This is a genomic window from Alteriqipengyuania abyssalis (assembly GCF_019857185.1).
Taxonomy (GTDB): domain Bacteria; phylum Pseudomonadota; class Alphaproteobacteria; order Sphingomonadales; family Sphingomonadaceae; genus Alteriqipengyuania; species Alteriqipengyuania abyssalis.
Genome location: NZ_JAHWXP010000002.1, coordinates 21,376 through 43,894, shown reverse-complemented (window position 1 = coordinate 43,894; position 22,519 = coordinate 21,376). Strand labels below are relative to the sequence as shown.

The following is a 22,519-nucleotide window of genomic DNA, read 5'->3' as shown; positions in this document are numbered from 1 at the left end:
GGAGGGGTGGTGACGTGCCATACCCCTCCACCACGACACCTGCGGTGTCGCGGTCCCCCTCCCCGCCTGGCCTGCGGCAAGGCGGGGAGGATCTGGCGGCGAAGGTTCACCGCGGCGCCTCGGTGCTTTCGATCAGATCGTCGACGATTCCCTCGACCTCGCGCCCCTCGATCTCGGCGGCGGCGGAGAGGATCAGGCGGTGGCGCAGCACGGCCGTGGCGAGCGCCTTGATATCGTCGGGCACCACATAGTCGCGCCCGTCGAGCGCGGCGCGCACGCGCGCGGCATTGCCCAGCAGCACGGCGGCACGCGGGCTAGCGCCCGTGGCGAGGTCGGCATGGCTGCGCGTCGCGCGGACCAGCCGGACCACGTAGTCGACATTCTCCGGCGCGAGCGTGACCGCCTTCACCGCGGCAATGGCCTGCTGCAGCGCGTCACGCCCCGTCACCGGTTCGATCCCGAAGGCCTCGGGCCGGGGCGGGCCCTGCTCTGCGCCGAATCGCGCGACGATCCGCGCCTCTTCCTCCTCGCTGGGATATTCGGCGAGCAGCTTGAACAGGAAGCGGTCGAGCTGCGCCTCGGGCAGGGGGTAGACGCCCTGGCTCTCGATCGGGTTCTGCGTCGCGACGACCATGAAGCGGTCGGGTAGGAGGTGGGTCTCCCCATCCAGCGTCACGCGCCGTTCCTGCATCGCCTCCAGCAGCGCAGCCTGCGTCTTGGGCGGGGTGCGGTTGATCTCGTCCGCCAGCAGCAGCTCGGTAAAGATCGCGCCGCGCGTCAGGGTGAACTGGCTGGTCTGGAAATTGAACAGGTTGGAGCCCAGGATGTCGCCCGGCAGCAGGTCGGGCGTGAACTGGATGCGCCCGTAATCGAGGCCCGTCGCGCGCGCGAAGCACTGCGCGAGGAAGGTCTTCGCGGTCCCCGGCGGGCCTTCCATCAGCACGTGGCCCTGCGCGATCAGGGCGATCAGCAGGTGATCGACCATCGCCTCCTGCCCGATGATCGCCTTGCCGACCTCTGCCTTCACATCGGCGGCCAGCGTGCGGAGCGGTTCGAGTTCCTGGGTCATAGGGTCCTTTCGAGATCGCGGAGCGCGCGGGCGGCGCGCAGCAGGTCTTTGCGGTTGCTGGCCGAGGCGAGCGCCTCCAGCGCAGGGGCGAGCGCGGGTGCGCCGCGCGCCGAGAGTGCACGCTCTATCCCCTCGTCATCGCCCGGTTGCAGGCCGAGCCGATGGGCGATCCGCGCGCGCATCAGCGATGCGTAAGGCTCGCGCAGCAGGCGTATGCGGCCGCTGCGGGCGATCACCTGCGCGCCATTGGCGACCAGCTGGCTCTTGCCCGGGGCGATCGCGGGGGCAGGCCGCAGCGCGGGGCCGAAACGGGTGAAGGCGCGCCACATCGCGATGGCCAGCGCCAGCAGCAGCGTCAGCGTGGCGGCGAGGAAGGGCGGCTCGAACGCGAGGGTCAAAAGATTGCGCGATCCGCCCATGCCGTTCAGGGTCAGGTCGAAGCGGACCGGCCCGTCGGTCCCCTGCCGGGCAATGTCGATCAGACCGAGCGCCAGCAGCGCGCGCTCTCGCTCGGCCATGCCCCAGTTGTTCATGAGATCGGGTTCGGCGACCAGCATCACGCCATAGACCGGCGCGCTGTCGCCGCGTTCGGGATCAAGATAGAGGTCGCCGTCGAGATAGCTGCCATCGTCGGCGAGGTAGGCGGCGAGCATCCGCCCCTTACCATCCTCCACCAGCGGGGCGAGGAAACCGCTCTCGCTGCCCGCGCTGTTCCCGGCGTCATCCGCTCCGATTTCGACCGCCGCCAGCGCGTCCTTGCTCGGCAGGGTTCCGCTCAGGCCGAGGCCGCGCCAGCGCGCGGCGCGGTCCTTCAGCTCGATATGCGGGAAGGAGAGCGTGCGGCCATCGATCGTCATCGCCCAGTTTTCGCCCGCGCCCAGCAGATGAACCCAGCCGGGCTTGCTGTTCCTGTCCCCCTGCGCGGGCATCGCGAACCACTTGGGCGCGATGATCATTGTCGGGCCGATGGTCCGGCGGCGCTCGATGATCTCGGCGAATTCCTCGTCGTCAATATTCGCCGGGGGGGTGAGGACCAACAGGCCGGGATCGTTCAGCGCACCGCGATCGCGCGAACGCTCGACCCACACGCCGTCCTCTTCCAGCAGGCGGGTGAGCCCGGCAAACCCGGCGAGCCCGGTGCCCGCCGCGTGGGCCTGGCCATTATTGCCGCTGCCTTCCAGCCCGCCCCGCCCGATCAGGAACAGGAAGGCGACGAAGGCGAGCACCGCGAACAGCACCAGCGCGAAGGTGCCGCGCTTGCCGAATGCGGATGCCTGTGCGCCGGCCATCTCAGCCGCGCTCCAGCGCGAAGTCGGCATAGGCGGCGCGCGCCTCGGTCCAGTCGCGTTCGGTCAGGTCTTCCAGCGCGAAAAGCGCGCGTTCCACGCTGCGCGCGATTGCGGCGAAGGCGCGCCGGCCGGCGTCGGGCAGGGCGTCGAGCCGGGACAATTCGCGCGCGGTGCTGGACGGATGGACCAGATCGGGTCGGCGATTGGCGATCTGCCCGATGCTGCGGGCGAGCAGCAGGCGCACCGCCTCGCCATAGCGGCCCTGCGCGGCGAGCGCGTCGGCATCGCTCAGCAGCGCCTCGGCCTCGGCGCGATCTGGCAGGGCATCCTCGGCCTGGTCGGACGCCTTGCTGCGCCGTTTGAGCACCGGAATATCGAAAATCCGCACGATCAGCAGCACCAGCAGCGCAACGCCGATCGCGATCAGCACCCACATCAGCACCGGCCACGCGGCGACGAACAGTCGCGCCACCGGCCCCAGCAGGTCGACCAGGAATTCGCCGAGCGCGCGCAGCCATTCGGGCGTCTGGGGTGGATCGGGCTGGGCGATGGGCGCGAACTGGATGTCCGAATCGCTGCGCACCGCGCGCCAGGCGTCCACTGCCCCCTCACTGGTCGCTGCCCCTGTCGTCACGCGGGCGGGCTTGGCATGGCCTACACGGGGCCGCAAGCCGTCGCGTTCGCGAATGGTTCGTTTCGCAACGCCAGCGTGGCACTTGCGCATATCGGGCGCTCTGGCTAGATCGCGCGCGCACCCTTCCTGCAGTCTCCCATTCCAGAAACGGCCAGGCACATTTCGATGAAAGACAATCGCAACACCGCATTCGGGTGGATCCTGTTTTCCGGCGTCATCGCGCTTGGCGCGTCGAGCATCAGCTCGATGTACTTCCACGCCGACGATAACGAGCTGCCCGAAGGGGCGGAGCCGGGCTTCTTCATCCAGGCGGACGAGGAAGAAGGCGCCGCCGATGCAGGCCCGCCGTTTGCCAACCTGCTGGCTGCGGGCAGCGCATCTGCGGGCGAAGCGATCTTCGCCAAGTGCACCGCATGCCACACGATCGCCCAGGGCGGCGCGAACGGCATCGGCCCGAACCTGTGGGGCGTTCTGGGCAAGCCGATCGGCAAGCACGCCGCCGGTTTCGCCTACAGCTCGGCGCTGTCGGGCCACGGCGGCGACTGGACTTACGAGAACATGGACGCCTGGCTGACCAGCCCGAAGGCCTTCGCCAACGGCACCAAGATGAGCTTCGCCGGGCTTTCCAAGGCGGAAGATCGCGCCAACGTGATCCTCTATCTGCTCGAAAATGGTGGCGGCCCGCCGCTGCCCGCGCCGGTTGCCGAAGACGCTGCCGAGGGTGAAGAAGACGCCGATTCGCCGGGCGAAGGCCCCGGTGCGGTCGAAGGTGCGGAAACCGGCGAAGCCGAAGCGGCGAGCGCGATGGGTGCCGATCAGCCGGTGCCGGAAGACGCACCCGCGACCAATCCCGAAGGCTGAGGGCCGACGGGGCGGCGCTCGGTCGCCCCGGAGCAATCCCCCGGATGAGGGCCGCTAGTCGCGGCCCTTGAACCCCTGAGCAACGACATACCATTCCGACGAGCCCTTGCGGCTCGCCGGCGGTTTGGCGTGCTTGACCGTCCTGAAGTTCTTCTTGAGCAGCGCGAGCAGCTGCGCGTCGGTGCCGCCGGCGAGCACCTTGGCGAGGAATTGCCCGCCGGGCGCCAGCGTCTGGATCGCGAAGTCCGCCGCGGTTTCGACCAGCCCCATCGTGCGCAGGTGGTCGGTCTGCTTGTGGCCCACGGTGTTGGCCGCCATGTCCGACATCACCAGGTCGGGCGGTCCGCCCAGGTGGCCCATGATCGTCTCGGGCGCTTCGTCCGCCATGAAATCCATTTCCAGGATCGTCACCCCGTCCAGCGGCTCGGTCGGCAGCAGGTCGATCCCCACGATCGTCGCCTGCGGGCGCTTCTTCTGCGCGATCTGCGACCAGCCGCCCGGCGCGATACCGAGGTCGACGATCCGCTCGCTCCCTCGCAGGATACCGAACTTCTCGTCCAGCTCGATCAGCTTGAACGCGGCGCGGCTGCGATAGCCCGCTGCCTTCGCCTCGCGCACGTAGGGGTCGTTCAGCTGCCGCTCCAGCCAGCGGTTGGAGGATGCGGTGCGCCCACGGGCGGTCTTGACGCGCTTTTGCGGGTCGCCCCGGCTACGGCTCATTATGTTCGTGTCCCACGGTCCAGGTCGCCCGACATGAGGCTGCGCAGAATGCCTTCGCGAATGCCGCGATCGGCAACGCCCAGACGTTCGGCTGGCCACAGGTCGAGGATCGATTCGAGAATGGCGCATCCCGCCACGACCAGTTCGGCCCGGTCGGTGCCGATGCACGGCACCTTGGCCCGGTCCGCCAGGCTGAGGCGGGAGAGATTGGCGGAAATGTCGCGCATGGAGCGCGACGGCACGATCAGCCCGTCGACCGCGCGGCGATCGTAATGCGGCAGTTGCAGATGCAGGCTGGCGAGCGTGGTCACCGTGCCGCTGGTGCCCAGCAGGCGAATATCCTCGGCCGACGGAGCATCGCCGATTCGCCTGGCAAAAGGCGCGAAGCTTTCGTCCACCGTCCGGCGCATCGCGGCGTAGAGGTCCAACCGGCCCTGCTCGTCATCGGCCTGGCCCGCGGTCATGCCGCCCATCACCGTGTCGGTCAGCGAGACGACGCCCCATGGTACGCTCTGCCAGTCGAGAATGCGCGGGATCGCGCCTTCGCCCGGGCCGACCAGAATCAGCTCGGTCGATCCGCCGCCGATATCGAAGATCAGCGCGGGGCCGTCCCCCTGTTCGAGCAGGACGTGGCATCCCAGCACCGCCAGCCGCGCCTCTTCCTGCGCGGAGATGATGTCGAGCACGATGCCCGTCTCCTCGCGCACACGATCGATGAACTGCGCGCCGTTCACTGCCCTGCGGCAGGCTTCGGTGGCGACCGATCGGGCGAGGAAGACGTTGCGGCGGCGCAGTTTCTCGGCGCACACATGCAGCGCACCCAGCGCGCGGTCCATTGCCTCGTCGGACAGGCGGCCCGACAGGGCGAGCCCTTCGCCAAGGCGTACCACGCGGCTGAACGCGTCGATCACGGTGAAATCCTGCCCCGATGGCCGCGCGATCAGCAGGCGGCAATTATTGGTCCCCAGGTCGAGCGCGGCATAGGCCTGCCGCCCGCCACGCGGGCCCTTCTGGCCCGGTGCGGACGTGCGCTTGGCAGCGGGATTGCGTCGCCTGCCATCGGACTTGCGGTGGCGTTTGGGAGAATTCGTGGGCTTCGGAGGTTGGTGGTAGCCTTTGTCTGCTACCTCGCCGGACATTTTGCCCTCCGTCGGGTAAGCCCCTTTGCTGTCGTCCGGCGGCGCGAAGTCCGCCATAAGTACTTTTCCAATCCACCCGCAGCGAGATCCCGCGGGCACCTGACGCGGACGCTAAACGCCCGGGCGCATTTGAGCAAGGCTGGCCTGAGCGGATGAGTGCTTGACGCTGCGGTCCCGGCTTTCTAGATGCGCCGCTTCGCGAACGTGTTCCGCCCGCTCTGCGGGCCCGTCGCAATGCTATTGCCCCGTCGTCTAATGGTAAGACTACGGACTCTGACTCCGTCAATTGAGGTTCGAATCCTCACGGGGCATCCAGCTTTTTACCGAAAACGCGCACCGGTCTGGCCGGGTCCGCAGCGACGCCCGGTCTGCGCACATTCCCGCCAGGCACGGTGCTTCACGCCGAATGCGCGCAACGCGAATCGGCTCTGTCGGAACGTCAGGATTTCGGATTATCGGCGATTGATGCCCGCACTAGCGGCGTGCGAGCATCGCTCCGGCCTTTTCGGCTAGCAGGATTGCGACCAGCGAAGCGCCGAACAGCGGCAAGAGGATCGCGAGCACGGCGACTACAGCGATCAACCCGCGTGGCAGGCGACCACCGTGCGGCGGCGCTGCCAGCTTCCCCGTCGGCCTGCGCTTCAGCCACATGAGCACACCGAGCACGGACAAGGCGATCAGTGCCAGCGCAATGATCAGGCCCATGATCTGGTTGGCGGGGCCGAACAGGGCCCCTTCGTGCCACGCGATCCCGACATTGATCGCCCGGTCGATCGGATGCTTGTCCGCAAAGGTGCTGCGCGAGCGTTCTTCGCCGGTCTGCGGATCGTAGGTAACCGTGCGCATCAGCGGCCGGTTCTGTGCTTCGGATTTTACCGTCCAGACTTCGCCGGTCGGCGGGCCGAAGCGTTGCGGGGCATGGGGTGGCAGGACCAGCACGGGGAAGGCCATGCGCTCCGCCTCGGCGCGTGCGACGAAAGCGGACAGCGGGAGGGACTCCGCGGGTGCCTGCGGTCGGGAAGGCGAGGAGTGGGCCATCGCCCCATGGTCGTGAGCCACGGGCTTTTCCGCGCCGATCTTCCACTCCTGCGGCCCTTCGATCAGGCCCAGCTCGCCGCGCGCCCATTTGAACGTACTGCCCCAGGTGCCCGCCCAGGGCAGGCCGCTTGCCAGCATTACCAGCACGAACCCCGCCAGCCAGAAACCGATCACCCGATGGAGGTCCTTCATCAGGGGGCGACCCTTGAGCGACCGGCGCGGCCAGAAAGTCCCGGCGGCGCGAAACGGTCTCGGCCACCACAGGTAGAGCCCGCTCAGGATCATCACGATCGTCCAGCTTGCGGCCAGTTCGACCAGCCGGTCGCCCCAGTCGCCCATCATCAGCGAGCCGTGGAAACGCGAGACCGTGTTGGAAATCCGCTTAGCCGGGTCGAGCGTGCCGAGAACCTGCCCCTGCGGGGAGACATAGATCTCTCTCAATGCGCCATCGGGCAGGGTCATCTGCACCATGGCCGCATCGCCGGGGTGTTCGGGCAGGCGGTAATGGTTGAACGATCCACCCGGGAAGGCCGTCTTCACCGCCTCCAGCTGCCGGTCGGCCGACACCGCGCCCTCCAGCGAGAGGCCGCGATAATCGCGTTCCTCCCACCGGTCGATCTGCGGCTTGAACAGATAGATTGCCCCGCTGACCGACAGCAGCAGGACGAAGGGGAGCACGAACAGTCCGGCATAGAAATGCCAGCGCCAGATCGTGCGATAGGTCGCGGTATCGGCCATCGTCATCCCTCCCTTAGAAGCGCGCGCGCACGCCGCCGAAGACGGCGCGACGCTCGACAGGGTAGAAGATCGCCGAGGTCGGCGTTGCGGCGATTGCCGCGCTGATGTCGCCTACCGCCTTCTTGTCGAAGACGTTGCGCGCATCCACGAACAGATCGATCCCGTCGGTCAGCGTGGCACCGGCGGTAATCCCGACCAGCGCATAGCCATCGACCTGCAGGCTGTTGTCGTAGTCCGCGAAGGGCCCGTCGGGCATCCACTCGACATTGGGCGCGATGTGGAGGGCATCGGTGCCAAGACGCAGTTCTGCACGATAGAGATGTTCGGGCACCACCGGCAGGCGGTTGTCGCCGTATTGCGGATCGTCCTCGAAGTGGAAGTCGCTGTAGGTGTAGATCTGCCGGAGGCGTGCCCATGGGGTGAGATCGATCGACAGCGCCGCTTCGATGCCTTGATGGCGGGTCTTGCCTGCATTGAAGGTCGACGCGGGAATGTCCGGGCCCACATTGAACTGCAACAGCTCGCCTTCGATGTCCGCGCGATAGGCTGCAAGATCCCATTCGAGGATGCCCGCACGCCCACGCGTGCCGATCTCCGCCGTCCACGCGCGCTGCGGGTCGAGGTTCACGAAGCTGGCGACCTGCGCCACCTCGGCAAAGCCCGGGAATTCGACCGAGCGGCTGTAGTTGGCGAACAGCTGGATGTTCTCGTTCGCCTCGAACAGCACGCCGAACTTGGGCGAGAACCCGTCGAAATCGGCGCGCCCGGTGACATCGACCGTCCCCCCGGCAAAGCCGTCGAACAACAGGTGCTGCTCGCGGAAGCCATCGGCATAGATCGCGCCTGCGATCAGTTGCAGCGGCTCGATCGGACGGAAGCGGATTTCGCCATAGATGTTGGACGTCGCAGCGCGCTGCTCCGCGGTGTAGGTCGGTGCGCCGCGTTGCCCGCTGACGTTCACGAAGCGCTTCGCATCGGTGTCGCCATGCCGCGTCTCGCCGCCCAGCGTCAGCTCGAACGGACCCGTGGCATAGTCGAACCGCGCATAGACGCCGCGATCGGTCGATTTGTAATCGAGCACCTGGAAGATCGGGTGGTAGAGCGACTTCGCGTTGACGAACCCGCCGACATCGAGCTGGCCCCCGTCGAACGAGAACCGCGTGCGGTTCTGCAGGCGGATCGAATCGATGTCGCGCCCCTGGTCGCCTGCGAAATTGCCCGTCTCCGGCGCGGTCAGTGCCGTGGCCTGGTCGAGCGCGCCCGGAAGCGCCTGATCGATCGAGTTGACGCTGGCGTAGAAGCGGTTCTCGATATTGTCGGTGATCTGAAGCCCGACATTCCCGTGGAAGCGCAGCGAGGTGCGCTGCGCATGGTCGCGGTCGCCATTGGAGCTGTCGTAGCTGATCGCCGCCCAGGCATCGCCGGGGCCGCTCTGGACGCCGTAGGAGGCAAGGCCGCGAAAAGTCTCGAAGCTGCCCGCATCGCCGCGCAGATAGAGCCCGCCGGCGGTCGCGCCCGTGGGCGTCACGCCATTGATCGCGCCGCCCAGCGTGCCCGAGCCGAAGCGCAGCGCGTTGGCGCCGCGATAGACTTCGAGATACTCGAAGAAGATCGGCTCCAGCTCCTGGAAGTCGCCATTGTCGTCGGCGAGGTTGATCGGCACGCCGTCCTGCAACAGCGTGATGCCGCGCATGTGATATCCGCGCGACAGGCCCGACCCGCGGATCGAGATGCGCACCTCCTGCCCGTAACGCGGCTGGAGGTAGACGCCGGGCGACAGGGCAAGCGCATCGCGCAGCGAGACGAGCGACTTGTCCGCATACTCGTCGTAGGTGACGACATCGGTGCCGCCGGGCGTCTTCGCAGCGCGTTCCTCCGCTTCGTTCGCGGCGCGCTGCCCCGTCACGATGATGGCTCGTTCCGTGCTGTCCGCGTCGGAGCTGTCGGACGCTTTGTCGGCAATCGTGTCTTCGGTGTCGGCAGCGTCGGTATTGGCAAGTGCAGGCGAGGCGGCAGCCAGCATGGCTGCGCCCAGCGCAAGATGGGAAATCTTCACAAAAATTCTCCGATGCGCGGCGCGACGGGGCTGGACTGCCCGGTGCGCGGCGCGCGTGATCTGAATGGATTGTCGGTGTCAGATCGCCGGCGGGGGCCCGCGCAATGGTGGGCGCAGATGCGGTGGCGCACGAAGCGCCAGCGGACGGATCGCTCTGAGACCGAGCAGGACGGCATAGGCCATCTCTGCCGCCAGCAGGGCTTCGCCGGGAGAATGGAGCGCGAGCTTCGCAGCGCTGGCCAGCGCGCAGTGCCCCTTGTCGGTCGCCGTCGGGGCGGTGCCATCGTCGCTGGCGTGGCCCATCGCGGCGTGATCGACGACCGCGTGACCCATCGCGGCATGATCCATCGCCATGCCATCGTGCATCTCGTGCCGCTCGCGCGAAGCCTCGATAGCGCGGGCCAGCGGATGCGTTTCGGGGCAGACCACCACGCCGGGCAAGCCGCCCTGCGTCCGCGCGATCATGTAGCCGGAGGGAGCCAGCGCATTGAGGCCGAAGGCCAGCAGCAGGATGGATATCATCCTCCAGGGCGGCGACCGCCGAATGTGCTGTAACGCTGGCATCGGGGCGGGGCCTTAGGCCGCAATTCGGCCTACGTCACCCGGCAACGTGCGCGCCGGTGCGCTCGGTCCTTGCCGGGCGCGCGATTGCCGCCTATCGCCGCTTCAATGAGCAAAGATGGTGGTGTGCGCGATCTCTATGATCGCCGGTTTTACGGGGCGCAGGAAGAGGCGGGTTTCGCCGAGGGCGCCAGCAGCTTCGATACGCCGCAGACGCGGCACCCGGCCTACAAGCTGGCGTTCAGCGACGAGGAGTTCCTCCTCAAGCCAGAGCTGCGCCCGGTCCGTTTCCAGCTTGAGCTGCTCAAGCCGGAAATGCTGCTGGATCAGGCGGGCGTGGGCAGCACGCTGGTGATGTACGGCTCTGCGCGAATCCCCTCGACCGAAGATGTCGAGGCGATGGAAAAGCGCGCCGAAAGTGAGCCCGAGGATGAAGCCAAGGTCACCCGGAGCCTGATCGGCAAGGCCAAGTATTATCAGGAAGCCTACAACCTTGCACGGATGGTCACCGAAAAGGCGATCATCGAGAATGGCGAGCGGCAGTTCGTGGTCACCACCGGTGGCGGCCCGTCGATCATGGAAGCGGGCAATCGCGGCGCAAGCGACGCGGGTGGCGAGAGCATCGGCCTCAACATCGTGCTGCCGCACGAGCAGGCGCCCAATACCTACGTCACGCCCTACCTCAGCTTCCAGTTTCACTACTTCGCGCTGCGCAAGATGCACTTCCTGCTGCGCGCGAAGGCGGTTGCGGTGTTCCCCGGCGGGTTCGGCACGTTCGACGAGTTCTTCGAACTGCTGACGCTGATCCAGACCGGCAAGATGAAGCCCATGCCGATCCTGCTGTTCGGCGAGGATTTCTGGAGCCGGGTGATCAATTTCGAGGCGCTGGCCGAGGAAGGGACGATCTCCGCGCGCGATCTCGACCTGATAACCTGGTGCGAGACCGCCGACGAGGCGTGGGCGGCGATCGCCAAGTTCTACGACCTGAAGGTGTAGCGGGCGCGGGCGGCTCTCGTCGCGAGGACGCCCGGGCTTCACCCCTAAAGTTTGCGCACCGCCTGATGGCCCATCGGGCCGTGGCCGTCGCCGAAGCCCGGCGCGTTTTCGATCGCTGCGCGGGTGAATTGCCGCGCCAGCCGGATCGCGTGATGCAGCGGTTGCCCGTGGCCGACCAGCGTGGCGATGGCGGCGGACAGAGTGCAGCCCGTGCCATGCGTGTGGCGCGAATCGATCTTCGCATCGTCGAACTGCATCAGGAAGCCTTCGGGCGAACACAGGATGTCGATCACCCGCGCATCATCCGTGTGCCCGCCCTTGGCGAGCACGTGGCAGTCATTCGCCTCGGCCAGCGCGATCGACGCCTCCACGATCTGCCCGGTATCGGTGAGCGATTGGCCGGCGAGGATTTCGAGTTCGGGCAGATTGGGTGTGAGCAGCGTCGCCAGCGGGAACAGCTGCTCACGCATAATCTCTACCGCATCTTCGCGCAGCAGCCGCGCGCCCGACGTGGCGACCATCACCGGGTCGAGGATCAGCGGTACACCCTGCGCCTCGGGCAGGGTCGCGAGGCCCTTGGCGACCTCGGCGATGATCCCCGCATCGTGGAGCATCCCGATCTTGATCGCGTCTGCGCCGAAATCGGTCAGGCAGGAATCGATCTGTTCGACCACGAAATCGCCGCTCAGCGGAGTGATCCCCTGCACACCGCGCGAATTCTGCGCGGTGATCGCGGTGATCGCGGTCATCGCATAGCCGCCGAGCATCGTGATCGTCTTGATGTCGGCCTGGATGCCGGCACCGCCGCCCGAATCGGACCCGGCGATGGAGAGAATGCGGGGAGGGGGCTTGTCGCTCATCCCTTGAACTTGCGCTCGGTGCTGGCTGGGAATCTCTCGAGCAGGTCGCCCGTTCGCGTGGGTCGGTCCATCAGTTCGCCTCCGCAATTGGGGCACAGATCGTCCAGCGCCTCCGCGCACTGCGCGCAGAAGGTGCATTCGAAGCTGCAGATGAAGGCGCCCGGCCGGGGCGCGGGCAGATCCGCACCGCAGCGTTCGCAATCGGGCCGCATGTCGAGCATCAGCCGGCCGCCCTGACCGCGTCGCACACCGCGTCGACCACCTGTTCCACCTCGCACGCATCGTCGCCCTCCGCCATCACGCGGATCAGCGGTTCGGTGCCCGAAGCGCGGATCACCAGCCGGCCCTTGCCCGCCAGCGCCCGCTCCGCATCCTTGATCGCGGCCTTGACCGTTTCCGCGTCGAGCGGGCTCGCCCCGTCGTAGCGCACGTTCTTGAGCAGCTGGGGCACGGGCTCGAACATCCGCAGCTCTTCCGACGCGGGGCGGTTGGAGCGGACCAGGCTGGCGAGCACGCGCATCGCCGCAACCGTACCGTCGCCGGTGGTCGCATGGTCGAGCAGGATCATGTGGCCCGACTGTTCGCCGCCGACATTGAAGCCGCCGCTGCGCATCCGGCCCAGAACATAGCGATCGCCGACCTTGGTCCGCTCCAGCGTCAGACCCTTGCCTTCCAAATAGCGTTCGAGGCCGAGGTTGCTCATCACCGTCGCGACCACGCCGCCACCGCGCAGCTGGCCCTTTTCCGCCATGCGGGTCGCGATCGAGGCCATGATCTGGTCGCCGTCGATCGCCTCGCCCTTCTCGTCGATCACGATCAGCCGATCCGCATCGCCATCCAGCGCAATGCCGATATCGGCGCCGGTCTCCACGACCTTGGCCTTGACCGCGTCGAGAGAGGTCGAGCCGACCCCGTCGTTGATATTGGTGCCGTTGGGATCGACACCGAGCGTGATGACCTCCGCGCCCAGTTCCCAGATCGCGCTGGGGGCGACCTGATAGGCCGCGCCATTGGCGCAATCGACCACCACTTTCAGATCGTCGAACCGGGTCTTGTCGCTGACCGACTGCTTGACCGCGTGAATATAGCGCCCGCGCGAATCCTCGATCCGGCGCGCGCGTCCGATCTCGCTGGCGGGGACCAACTCGGGTTCCTGATCGATCAGCGCCTCGATCGCGGCCTCGTCCTCGTCGGACAGCTTGAAACCGTCGGGGCCGAACAGCTTGATGCCGTTGTCCTGATAGGGATTGTGGCTGGCCGAAATCATCACCCCCAGATCGGCGCGCATCTCGCGCGTCAGCATCGCGATCGCGGGGGTGGGCAGCGGACCGGTCTGGATCACGTTCACGCCCATGCTGGTGAAGCCTGCGACCAGCGCGTTCTCGACCATGTAGCCCGACAGGCGCGTGTCCTTGCCGATCACCACCCGGTGGCGATGGTCGCCCCGCCGGAAATGCGCGCCCGCGGCCTGCGCGACGCGCATCGCCATGGCGGCGGTCATCGCGCCCTTGTTGGTCTCTCCGCGAATTCCGTCGGTGCCGAAGTATTTGCGTGCCATGATCGAGGTCTTCACACCCTTGCTTGTCGTCTGTACCGAGGCGATCCCGTGGAGCGCGCTTGTGGACGCGCAGGCACGGCGATGGAAGGGGGCAATCGCGCTTGTCGGCACCTGAGACAACCCGTCCCGCACGGCTGGTGACGTTGCGCCTGCCGGTCTGGTGGACCTTCGGCGGGCTCGTCGCCGGGCTGATCGCCGGATCGCTGATCGCCGGGCGGCCGGTTGCGGACAGCATTCTGCCGGTCACCGCACCGGCGGGCGCGCTGTGGCTGCGCGCCTTGCAGATGACGATCATCCCGCTGGTCGCCGCACTGCTGGTGCTGGGCATCACCCAGCTCGCGAGTGCCGCGCGCGCCGGGGCGACCGCGCGACGGATGCTGGTGTTCGTCGCGGCGGCGCTGGTCTTCGGCGGGGTCGCCACACTGATCGCGATGCCGCTGCTGCTGGACGCCGTGCCGCCGCCCGCAGGCGCGCAGAGCCTGCTGGCTGCGAATGTCGAGCCGCAGGAGGTGCCGGGCTTAAGCGAATTCATCCTCTCGCTGATCGCGCCCAACATTATCGCCGCCGCGGCCGAGACCGCGATGCTGCCGCTAACGATCTTCTTCGCGCTGTTCGCGGTCGCGATCACCCGCCTGGCGCCCGAGCAGTCCGCAATCCTGCGCAGCTTTTTCGAAGCTGTCGCGAATGCGATGCTGATGGTGATCGGCTGGGTGCTGTGGGTTGCGCCGGTCGGGGTCTTCGCGCTGGCGCTCGGGGTCGCGGTGCGCGCGGGCGGGGACGCGGCGTTCCTGACGCTGATCCACTATATCGCTACCGTCGCGGCGATGGGCGGGATCGTGCTGGTCGCCGCCTTCGTGGTCGGTGCGGTGCGGCACGGGCCGCTGCGCTTCGCACGCGCGCTGCTGCCTGCACAGGCGGTTGCCATCTCCACCCAGAGCTCGCTCGCCAGCCTGCCCGCGATGCTGGCGAGCGCGCGGCGGCTCGACATCAGCGAGAATGTCGCAGATTTCGTCTTGCCGCTGTCGGTCGCGATCTTCCGCGCGACCAGCCCGGCGATGAACCTCGCGGTGGCGATCTACGTCGCGCACCTGTTCGGGATCGAGCTGGGGCTGACCGCCATGCTCGCGGGGCTCGCGGTCGCCTTCGTGATCTCGATCGGGTCGGTCAGCCTGCCCGGCACGATCAGCTTCGTCGTCTCGATCGGGCCGATCGCGCTGGCGATGGGCGTGCCGGTCGAGCCGCTTGCGCTGCTGGTCGCGGTGGAGATGATCCCCGATATCATGCGCACGCTGGCCAACGTCACCGCAGACGTCGCGCTCGCCAGTGCGACCGATCGGCAAAAGGACGAAAATCTTGCAACGGATGCCGCGCCCGCGCGTTCACTTACCGACAGCTGAACCACAAACCCAAAGAATGGGAGACAACTCACATGGCTTTCGAAGTTACCCCGCTGCCCTATCCCGATAACGTGCTGGCCCCGGCGGTCTCCGCCGAGACGCTCAGCTACCACCACGGCAAGCACCACAAGGCCTATATCGACAAGACCAACGCGGCGATCGAAGGCACCGATCACGCGAACAAGTCGCTTGAGGAAATCATCGCCGCCGCGCGTGGCAGCGACCAGGGCCTGTTCAACAATTCGGCGCAGAGCTGGAACCACGGGTTCTACTGGAACTCGATGGCGGGCGAAGAAACCGCCGCCTCGGACGAGCTCAAGAGCATGATCGAAAGCGCCTTCGGCTCGGTCGATGCGCTCAAGGAAAAACTGCAGGAACGCGGTGCCGGTCACTTCGCCAGCGGCTGGGTCTGGCTCGCCGAAAAGGGCGGCAAGCTGACGATCGAGGAAACCCATGACGGCGATACGCTGGCCGACAAGGATGGCGTCAACCCGCTGCTCGTGATCGACCTGTGGGAACACGCCTACTACCTCGACCACCAGAATGCGCGTCCGGCCTATCTCAAGGCGCTGACGACCGAGAAGCTGAACTGGGGCTTCGCGAGCGAGAACCTCGCGCGCGGTGAAACCTGGAAATATTCCAGCTGATCGGACGAGATATCGTCAATGATTGAAAAGGGGTCGGGCCGCGCTGCGGTCCGGCCCCTTTTTTGTGAGGTCGGGTGTCAGCCGTTGGGCGAAGGCGTGAGGGACTCGTCCGCCTCTTCGATCAGCGGGGTCTGGAACAGTGGTTCGCCGAAGATGAAGCCGAGCAGGTTGGGCCGCCCGACGTGGTCGAAGAACGCGGTCAGCATCAGCAGCAGCGGGACCGACAGCAGCGCCCCGATCGCGCCCCAGATCCAGGTGAAATAGGAAAAGGCGAGCAGGATCATGACCGGGTTCATGGTGAACCGGCGGCCGAGGATCGCGGGCGTGATCGCATTCGCCTCGAACACGTGCAGCGTGATGTAGGCGACCGCGGGGATCATGCCGAGGAACACCGAATCCGCCGTGCCCAGGCCGAACAGCACCAGCAGCCCGGTCATCGCCAGCGGGCCCACATAGGGAATGAAGTTGAGCAGCATTGCGAGGCCGCCCCACATGATCGGTGCGGGCAGGCCCATCGCCCATGCGCCCAGCGCGACGACGATGCCGACGCCCAGATTGATCCAGGCCACCGTCAGGATGTAGGCGGCCACCCGGTCCTGCACTTCGCGCAGCACGCGCGCCGCCTTGACGCTGGTGCCGAAGCTGGTTCGCCCGAACAGGATGTTGCGCCGCAGCCGTCCGCGCGCTTCGACCATGAAGAAGGCCATCAGGAAGGTCAGCATCACTTCCAGCAGCAGCACCGGCGCGCTGATCGCGACCTGCTGGAACACCGAAGGCCCGGCCAGCACCACCTCGGTCGCGCCCGATTCACCGACCAGGTCGGTCAGCCGCTCGTTGGCGTTGGCGAGCCAGGCAAACTCCTCCTGCATTTCACGGTACCGCGATCCGATCTGCTCGATCAGTTCGGGCAGCCGGTCGAACAGTGAAAACGCCGGTTGCAGGATCGCGCTGAAGGCGAGCACCACGATTGCGACGAAAATGATCAACGCGAGCACCGAAGCAAGCGTGTTGGGCACGCCCCATGACGACAGGCGATCGGCCAGCGGGGCGAGCAATACGGTCAGGAGGACGGCGGCGGTAACCGGCAGGAACACCACCGAGCCTATCGACAGGACGAAGGGCAGGGCGAGGAACAGGCCCACGCCCAGCAGCAGCACCAGCGTGCTCAGCAGGCGCAGTTCCTGCTCGGCCAGCAGTGTGCGTTTTTTGGAACCGCCGGTGGAACGTGGCGGCTTGTCAGGCCGACGTTCCGCTTCGCCCCCCGGCTCGCTCATCGCGGCGATCCGGCGGTGCGGCGTGCGGTCAGGGCGCGCCCAGACAGGGCGCGGATGCCATCAGCTGCGCCCATTGGTCGGTTCGGCCAGACCATTGCCCGCCGCGACATCGTCCAGCTCTTCCAGGATCGCGCGGTGGGCGGTGTCGTCGTCGATCGAGCGCCGGGGAATATCGCCATCGGCAAGCATCGCATTGAGCGCGGCGCGGGCGCGGCCCACGCGGCTCTTGATCGTGCCGACCGCGCAGCCACAGATATTGGCCGCTTCTTCGTAGGAGAAGCCGCCCGCGCCCACCAGCAGCAGCGCCTCGCGCCTTTCGGGCGGGAGGGTCAGTAGCGCACGGTGCATGTCGGACAGGTGGATCGGCTCCTCCTGCCCAGCGGGTGCGGTCAGAATGCGTTCGGCGACATTCTCGTCATATTCTCCGCGAAAGCGGTTGCGGCGCATATCGGTGAGGTAGGCATTGCGCAGGATCACGAAAGTCCACGCGCGCATGCTGGTGCCCGGCTCGAACCGCTCCTGCGCGGCCCAGGCCTTCATCAGCGTTTCCTGCACGAGGTCGTCGGCCATGTCGGGCCTGCCGCACAGTCCGCGCGCGAAGGCGCGCAGGTGCGGAACCACGCCGGTCAGTTCACGCTTGAACTCGACCGGATCGGCGGCTGGTGCGGGGTGCCCGCTCATGACTTGCCACCGCCCTTGCCGGCGTCCTTTTCAGGATCGTCGAACTGAGCGAGCAAATCCTTGAAGCTGTCGGGGATCGGTTCGTCGACCACGGAGTCGTAAAGGCTTCGCAGGCTGTCCGCCCAGCGAGGCTCTTCCATGCTCGCGCCATCCTTGCCAGCGCCCTTGACGTGCTGGCCCTGCGTATCCGGTGTGTGTTTTTCGTTCATGCCTGTCGGCTTACATGGGGTATCGGTAGCCGAAACCCAAGCCTGCCCTTCCCATAATCGATCCAAGACAACAGGAACGTTGCTGCCCGCGCGTGGTTCCCTTGCTAAATCCAGCATTCACCAGGCCGCCGGACGCGCGGCCCGAACGATATTCTAGCGGAGCAATAGTGGCGTCCGATCCGACACTTCCGACACGGCGATTCAGGCGATGGCTGGTCCATTACCCCCGTGCCGTGCCGGTGGTGATCTTCCTGCTGATCACCGCAATCACCGCGCTGAGCGTCTATGCGATCGAACGCGGCGAGCGCCGGCGCGAGCAGGCGCAGCTCAACGAAACCGCGCAGGTGATCGCGTCCTCGCTGGACCGGCGGGTCAATACCAGCGGATCGTACCTGATCGCGGGCGCGGCGCTGATCACCACGCTCGACCGGGTGCCCGCCGACCTGTTCCGCCGCTTCGCCACCGAATTGCGGCTGGACGCGGATTATCGCGGGGCGGAGGGGATCGGCTGGGCGCCGATCGTGCCGAGCGGGCAGATCGGCAGCTTCGAACGCATGGTTCAGGCCGATACAGGAGAGCCGTTCCGCATCACGCCGCGACCCGAGGCAGGCAGCAACTTCGCCGTCCCGGTGACCTTTCTCGAGCCGATGAGCGAACGCAACGCCCGCGCGATCGGCTTCGACATGTATTCCGAGGCCGTCCGCCGCAGCGCAATGCAGAAGGCGATCGAGACTGGGCGCCCGACCGCGAGCGGACGGATCGTGCTGGTGCAGGAAGGCCAGGGGCGCGACTCGGGCTTCATCATCTACATGCCCGTGTTCGAGCCGGGCACGCGCGACGAGCTGATCCGTGGCTTCGTCTATGGCCCGTTCAATTCGCAGGTGTTCCTCGATTCGGTGCTGACGCGCGAACTGGTCGGCCAGCGGGGCGTGCGGCTGTATGATGGCGAGCCGGTTGCCGCCAATCTGGTCGCGGCGCACGCGCCTGCACGGCGGACCGGGCGGGTGACGCGGATCGAGGTCGATCTGGCCGATCGGCCGATGACGGTGGAGGTCGAATCGGCGCGTGGCGATGCGCTCTCGCTGCTCTCGATGATTACCCTGCTGTTCGGGATCGCGGTCGCCAGCCTTTCGATGCTGGTCGCACGACTGCTGACCCAGCAGGCGCATGAGGACCAGGCGGCGCTCGATTTCTATGCCGAGCAGAACTCGATCCGCAATTCGCTGACCCGCGAGCTTAACCACCGGGTCAAAAACACGCTTGCCAATGTGCTGTCGATCGTCGCGCTGACCCGGCGGCGGGCGCATTCGCTGGAGGATTTCGCCAGCGGGCTCGACGGGCGGATCCGCGCCCTGTCCGCCACGCACGATCTGCTGACCCAGTCCGAATGGGGCACCACGCCGCTGCGTGCGGTGCTGGAAGCGGAGTTGGCACCCTATGCCAATTCCGCCGAATCGATCCTGAAACTCGACGGGCCCGAGGTCGATCTTGCGCCCAATGACGCTCTGTCCTTCGGCCTCGCGATTCACGAGCTGGCGACCAATGCGTCCAAATATGGCTCGCTCTCGGTCGAAGGCGGGCAGCTCGATGTCACCTGGCACCAGCTGCGCGAAAATCTGGTCGAGGTGCTGTGGCAGGAGCGCGGCGGGCCGACGGTGGCGAGCGAGCGCCCGCGCGGCTTCGGCACCGAACTGATCGAGAAGATCGTCGCGCACGAGCTCAAGCACCCGGTCGAACTGGACTTTGCGCCGCAGGGCGTGCGCTGCGTGCTGCGGGTGCCGGTGCGCAAGCCGACCGAGTTCAGGATGCGGGCGCGCAACCGGCCCACCGGCGTGCAGGCGCGCGAAGCAGGGGCTACGAGCAGGGGCTGATCTGGGGAGCTAATGCCCCGGGCCGCCGGGCCGCCTTCAGACGAGACACAAAAAGGGCGCCGCAATCGCGACGCCCTTTTCTTTTGTTCGGTGAGACGTTGCCTCAGGCGGAGGCGTTCTCGTGGCTGGCGTTGAAGAACAGCGCCTGGCTGATCGCCGCGCGCACCGTGGCTTCCTGGAACGGCTTGGTGACCAGATAGGTCGGCTCAGGCCGGTCGCCGGTCAGCAGTCGCTCGGGATAGGCGGTGATGAAGATCACCGGCACGCTGCCGATACTCAGGATATCGTCCACCGCGTCGAGGCCCGAGGAGCCATCGGCGAGCTGGATATCGGCCAGCACCAGACCCGGGGTCTTCTCCGCGACCACCTGCTGCGCCTGAGTGCGCGTGGCGGCGGTGCCGCAGATGTCGTGGCCAAGGCCGCGCACGAGGTCTTCCAGCTGCATCGAGATCAGCGGCTCGTCTTCGATGATGAGCACGCTGGTGGCCGATTCGCGATCGATCTCGGCGATCGCATCCTGGACCATTTTCTCGACGTCCTGCGGCGCGATCTCCATGATCTCCGCCGACTGCTCGATCGTGAAATCTTCCAGCGTGGTCAGCAGCAGCGCCTGCCGGTTGAGCGGCGTGACGGTTTGCAGCCTGTCGGCGCTGATCTGGTCGGGCAGGTCGGCATTGTCCGCCCCCCGGTCCGACACTTCGAGATAGGCGCTCGACCACACCTTGTTGAACGCCCGGTACAGCGGCACGCGGCCGCCTTCGAGCGAGGACTTGAGCTCGTCGTCGGCCAGCGCCGCTTCGAGCGTGGCGCGCACGAAGGCGTCACCGGTCTGCTGCGATCCCGTCAGCGCGCGCGCGTAGCGACGCAGATAGGGCAGGTTTGCAGCGACATTTTCTCCAATGGACATGTAGTATCTTTCCCGTCTGAACCTCTCGCCAACGTCCGGCGTCGAGGCAGGTTCCAAGCCTGCGCAAGTTCGCTTGTAAAGCGCCTGCAAGGTGGTTTCGATGACGTGGTAGTGAAAGGGCCGAAAAAAAATTCGCGGGGCGAGGAACCGGCTTCGGGCCGGGGCATTCTCCCTATGTCACCGCCGAGACCCCCCTCCCGTCCAAGCGGCTGGTGATACGATCCCGAAGGCCTTCGTTCCGCACCATGCGGATCGAAGGCCTTTTTTTGTGCCTGATGGCGGTGCGCGAAAGGCGCAATCCGGACGTGCCGAGAGGCGCGCGGAGGAGCGCTCAGTCGCGCTTGAGGCGGGAGAGGAAGGAGGGCCGCTCGGGCTTGCCGACATGCGCCAGCAGGTCGTCGAAATCGTACGGCTTGCCCAGCACCGGGCCCAGATCCGCGACATGGGCGGGTATTTCGTCGGGCGATCCGGTCGCGAAAATGACCTTGGGTGCATTGGGGCCGAGCGCCCGCAGCACTTCCGCAATCGCCCAGCCATCGCCGCGGTCGGCCAGGTGAACGTCGAGGATTACGGTTTCCACGTCGCCATCGCGCAGCCGCTCGATCGCCTGCGATGTCGTCGCAGCGATCGCGATGTCGCGCGCGCCCGCCTCGATCAGCGCGTCTTCCACCGCGAGGGCAAGGACGGCATCGTCTTCGACAATCAGGACAGGCCCGTAATTGCGGGTCTTTCGGGGGCTGGCGCCGTCCGGCGGCATTCGTAGGTATCCTTCGCGAGGGCCGGGGTCGGCAAGTGGGGATATGCAGCAAACGCCGCGGGTGTCCCTCGCGTTCCGGAGCGCATGCGCGCGCTTACAAATCCTTCTCGTAGATCACGTATTCGCGGTTGATGCTGCTGTCGATCGCGTCGGCGATGGCGACCATTCCCTGATTGTCTTCGAGGATCCAGCCGACCTCGCCGCGGTCCGAGTGGAACACGCTGCTCGCCGAATGCCTGATCTGGCTGATCATCATGAAGGCGAGCTGGCTGGCGAGGCGGGAGTTATGCAGCCGCTTGCGCACACCCATCAGCGGCACCCGCATCCCTGCGTGCATCGGCTTGCGCAGCCAGCGCAGGGTTGCAAGCCAGCCGAACGGGAACAGCTTGCCGCGCGTGCGCGCGAACAGATCGTTGACGTTGGGCAGCGTCATCATGAAGGCGACCGGTTCGCCGTCCAGTTCCGCGATCCGGTTGATTTCCGGATGGATCAGCGGGCGCAGCTTCTTGCCGGTATAGGCGACCTCCGCCTCGGTCAGCGGGACGAAGCCCCAGTTCTGCGACCATGCATCGTTGAGGATTTCGAGAACGATTTCGATCTCGCTCTCGTAATGGTCGAGGTCGATCGGGCGCACCCGGATCCGGCTGTTGCGCTCTCCCGACTTGACGATCCGCTGCACCAGCGGTGGGAATTCCCGGCCGACCGGCAGATCGTAGGTATAAAGGTGCTTGGCAGGCGCATAGCCCGCGCCCGCGATGTAGCCGGCGTAGCGTTCGGGATGGTGGCCCATCATGATCATCGGCGCATGATCCTGCCCGCGCACGAGCAGGCCGGGCTCTTCCCAGATGGACATGGAGATCGGGCCGAGCACCCGGTTCATCCCCTGCGTGCGCAGCCAGTCTTCTGCCGCCACGAGCAGCGCGCTGGCGACCGCTTCATCCTCGGCGTCGAAATAGCCGAACATGCCGGTGCCGGGGCCCATGCCCTGTTCGGCGGGCACCTCCAGCGCCAGCCGGTCGATATGCGCGCTGATCCGGCCTACCGGCTTGCCGTCGCGATAGGCGATGAACAGCTGCGCTTCGGCATGGCCGAAGAACGGGTTCTTGCCCGGATTGATGAGTTCGAGCTGTTCGGCCCGCAGTTGCGGAACCGAGTGCGGCAGCTGCGCGGCGAAGCGGCGGCCCAGGTCGACGAAGGCCGCACGGTCGCGGCTTTTCGTCGCATCGAGCGGCGAGACGGTGATGTCGGTCATAAATC

The 22,519-nt window shown here is 66.7% G+C and carries 22 protein-coding genes and 1 tRNA gene; 6 read left to right on the top strand and 17 right to left on the bottom strand.

The window, feature by feature from the left end; genetic code table 11:
- Positions 1-106: 106 nt before the first annotated feature.
- The 3 genes from KYN89_RS05270 to KYN89_RS05260 are packed head-to-tail and all read right to left on the bottom strand — an operon-like array spanning position 107 to position 2,992.
- Entirely contained in the window at positions 107-1,069 is a 963-nt protein-coding gene (locus tag KYN89_RS05270; RefSeq protein WP_222824144.1) for an AAA family ATPase, read from the bottom strand.
- Positions 1,066-2,358 (bottom strand): DUF4350 domain-containing protein, encoded by a 1,293-nt coding sequence (locus KYN89_RS05265; RefSeq protein WP_222824143.1) that lies wholly within the window; start codon positions 2,356-2,358, stop codon positions 1,066-1,068. Before KYN89_RS05265 ends, KYN89_RS05270 begins: the two co-directional genes overlap by 4 nt.
- A 1-nt stretch (position 2,359) precedes the next feature.
- Entirely contained in the window at positions 2,360-2,992 is a 633-nt protein-coding gene (locus KYN89_RS05260) for a hypothetical protein (protein WP_248285041.1), read from the bottom strand.
- 165 nt (positions 2,993-3,157) lie between these two features.
- Between KYN89_RS05260 and KYN89_RS05255 the strand changes: the two genes are divergently transcribed.
- A complete protein-coding gene (locus KYN89_RS05255; RefSeq protein ID WP_222824142.1) occupies positions 3,158-3,853 on the top strand; it encodes a c-type cytochrome in 696 nt (231 codons plus the stop codon).
- Positions 3,854-3,907: 54 nt separating this feature from the next.
- On the opposite strand, the gene KYN89_RS05250 is transcribed toward KYN89_RS05255, so the two are convergent.
- Together KYN89_RS05250 and KYN89_RS05245 are read right to left on the bottom strand one after the other, a co-directional pair.
- Positions 3,908-4,573, bottom strand: a complete 666-nt coding sequence (locus KYN89_RS05250; RefSeq protein ID WP_222824141.1) for an RlmE family RNA methyltransferase — start codon at positions 4,571-4,573, stop codon at positions 3,908-3,910.
- Positions 4,573-5,769 (bottom strand): Ppx/GppA phosphatase family protein, encoded by a 1,197-nt coding sequence (locus KYN89_RS05245; RefSeq protein WP_222824140.1) that lies wholly within the window; start codon positions 5,767-5,769, stop codon positions 4,573-4,575. Before KYN89_RS05245 ends, KYN89_RS05250 begins: the two co-directional genes overlap by 1 nt.
- Positions 5,770-5,953: 184 nt before the next feature.
- On the opposite strand from KYN89_RS05245, the gene KYN89_RS05240 reads away from it, so the two are divergent.
- A tRNA-Gln gene (locus KYN89_RS05240) sits at positions 5,954-6,027 on the top strand.
- A 159-nt stretch (positions 6,028-6,186) separates the two neighbouring features.
- Here the strand turns inward: KYN89_RS05240 and KYN89_RS05235 are convergent.
- The 3 genes from KYN89_RS05235 to KYN89_RS05225 all read right to left on the bottom strand — a co-directional run bounded on the left by KYN89_RS05235 (position 6,187) and on the right by KYN89_RS05225 (position 10,066).
- Positions 6,187-7,488, bottom strand: coding sequence for a PepSY-associated TM helix domain-containing protein (locus tag KYN89_RS05235; protein WP_222824139.1), 1,302 nt, complete (start codon positions 7,486-7,488; stop codon positions 6,187-6,189).
- Positions 7,489-7,501: 13 nt separating this feature from the next.
- A complete protein-coding gene (locus KYN89_RS05230; RefSeq protein WP_346727198.1) occupies positions 7,502-9,544 on the bottom strand; it encodes a TonB-dependent receptor family protein in 2,043 nt (680 codons plus the stop codon).
- A 78-nt stretch (positions 9,545-9,622) separates the two neighbouring features.
- Entirely contained in the window at positions 9,623-10,066 is a 444-nt protein-coding gene (locus tag KYN89_RS05225) for a hypothetical protein (RefSeq protein WP_222824138.1), read from the bottom strand.
- Positions 10,067-10,213: 147 nt separating this feature from the next.
- Here KYN89_RS05225 and KYN89_RS05220 point away from each other — a divergent pair, with 147 nt between their 5' ends.
- Complete coding sequence (locus KYN89_RS05220; RefSeq protein ID WP_010235768.1) at positions 10,214-11,101, top strand: LOG family protein; 888 nt, start codon at positions 10,214-10,216, stop codon at positions 11,099-11,101.
- Between the two features lie 44 nt (positions 11,102-11,145).
- Here the strand turns inward: KYN89_RS05220 and thiD are convergent, their stop codons facing one another.
- From thiD to glmM, 3 genes are read right to left on the bottom strand one after another with little or no spacing between them, the layout of a single operon-like run.
- Complete coding sequence (gene thiD, locus KYN89_RS05215) at positions 11,146-11,961, bottom strand: bifunctional hydroxymethylpyrimidine kinase/phosphomethylpyrimidine kinase (protein ID WP_222824137.1); 816 nt, start codon at positions 11,959-11,961, stop codon at positions 11,146-11,148.
- On the bottom strand, positions 11,958-12,182 hold the full coding sequence (locus KYN89_RS05210; protein ID WP_222824136.1) for a DUF1272 domain-containing protein: 225 nt from the start codon (positions 12,180-12,182) through the stop codon (positions 11,958-11,960). Before KYN89_RS05210 ends, thiD begins: the two co-directional genes overlap by 4 nt.
- A complete protein-coding gene (gene glmM, locus KYN89_RS05205; protein ID WP_222824135.1) occupies positions 12,182-13,519 on the bottom strand; it encodes a phosphoglucosamine mutase in 1,338 nt (445 codons plus the stop codon). Before glmM ends, KYN89_RS05210 begins: the two co-directional genes overlap by 1 nt.
- A 143-nt stretch (positions 13,520-13,662) precedes the next feature.
- Between glmM and KYN89_RS05200 the strand changes: the two genes are divergently transcribed.
- Positions 13,663-14,916, top strand: coding sequence for a dicarboxylate/amino acid:cation symporter (locus KYN89_RS05200; protein WP_248285108.1), 1,254 nt, complete (start codon positions 13,663-13,665; stop codon positions 14,914-14,916).
- Positions 14,917-14,948: 32 nt separating this feature from the next.
- Positions 14,949-15,563, top strand: a complete 615-nt coding sequence (locus tag KYN89_RS05195; protein WP_222824133.1) for a superoxide dismutase — start codon at positions 14,949-14,951, stop codon at positions 15,561-15,563.
- 77 nt (positions 15,564-15,640) lie between these two features.
- Here KYN89_RS05195 and KYN89_RS05190 read toward each other — a convergent pair whose 3' ends face one another.
- The 3 genes from KYN89_RS05190 to KYN89_RS05180 are packed head-to-tail and all read right to left on the bottom strand — an operon-like array spanning position 15,641 to position 17,727.
- Positions 15,641-16,837, bottom strand: coding sequence for an AI-2E family transporter (locus KYN89_RS05190; protein WP_222824132.1), 1,197 nt, complete (start codon positions 16,835-16,837; stop codon positions 15,641-15,643).
- A 60-nt stretch (positions 16,838-16,897) separates the two neighbouring features.
- Positions 16,898-17,518, bottom strand: a complete 621-nt coding sequence (locus KYN89_RS05185) for a sigma-70 family RNA polymerase sigma factor (protein WP_010235755.1) — start codon at positions 17,516-17,518, stop codon at positions 16,898-16,900.
- Entirely contained in the window at positions 17,515-17,727 is a 213-nt protein-coding gene (locus tag KYN89_RS05180) for a NepR family anti-sigma factor (RefSeq protein WP_222824131.1), read from the bottom strand. The genes KYN89_RS05185 and KYN89_RS05180 overlap by 4 nt, the downstream gene beginning before the upstream one ends.
- Positions 17,728-17,894: 167 nt before the next feature.
- Here KYN89_RS05180 and KYN89_RS05175 point away from each other — a divergent pair, with 167 nt between their 5' ends.
- Positions 17,895-19,598 carry a CHASE domain-containing protein gene (locus KYN89_RS05175; RefSeq protein WP_346727197.1) on the top strand — a complete coding sequence of 568 codons (1,704 nt, stop codon included), beginning with the start codon at positions 17,895-17,897 and terminating at the stop codon, positions 19,596-19,598.
- Positions 19,599-19,701: 103 nt separating this feature from the next.
- Here the strand turns inward: KYN89_RS05175 and KYN89_RS05170 are convergent, their stop codons facing one another.
- The 3 genes from KYN89_RS05170 to KYN89_RS05160 form a co-directional block, all read right to left on the bottom strand.
- Positions 19,702-20,505: a response regulator gene (locus KYN89_RS05170; RefSeq protein ID WP_010235749.1), complete on the bottom strand. Its 804-nt coding sequence runs from the start codon at positions 20,503-20,505 to the stop codon at positions 19,702-19,704.
- A 331-nt stretch (positions 20,506-20,836) separates the two neighbouring features.
- A complete protein-coding gene (locus tag KYN89_RS05165; RefSeq protein ID WP_010235745.1) occupies positions 20,837-21,262 on the bottom strand; it encodes a response regulator in 426 nt (141 codons plus the stop codon).
- A 94-nt stretch (positions 21,263-21,356) separates the two neighbouring features.
- Positions 21,357-22,514: an N-acetyltransferase gene (locus KYN89_RS05160; protein WP_222824130.1), complete on the bottom strand. Its 1,158-nt coding sequence runs from the start codon at positions 22,512-22,514 to the stop codon at positions 21,357-21,359.
- Positions 22,515-22,519 lie beyond the last annotated feature (5 nt).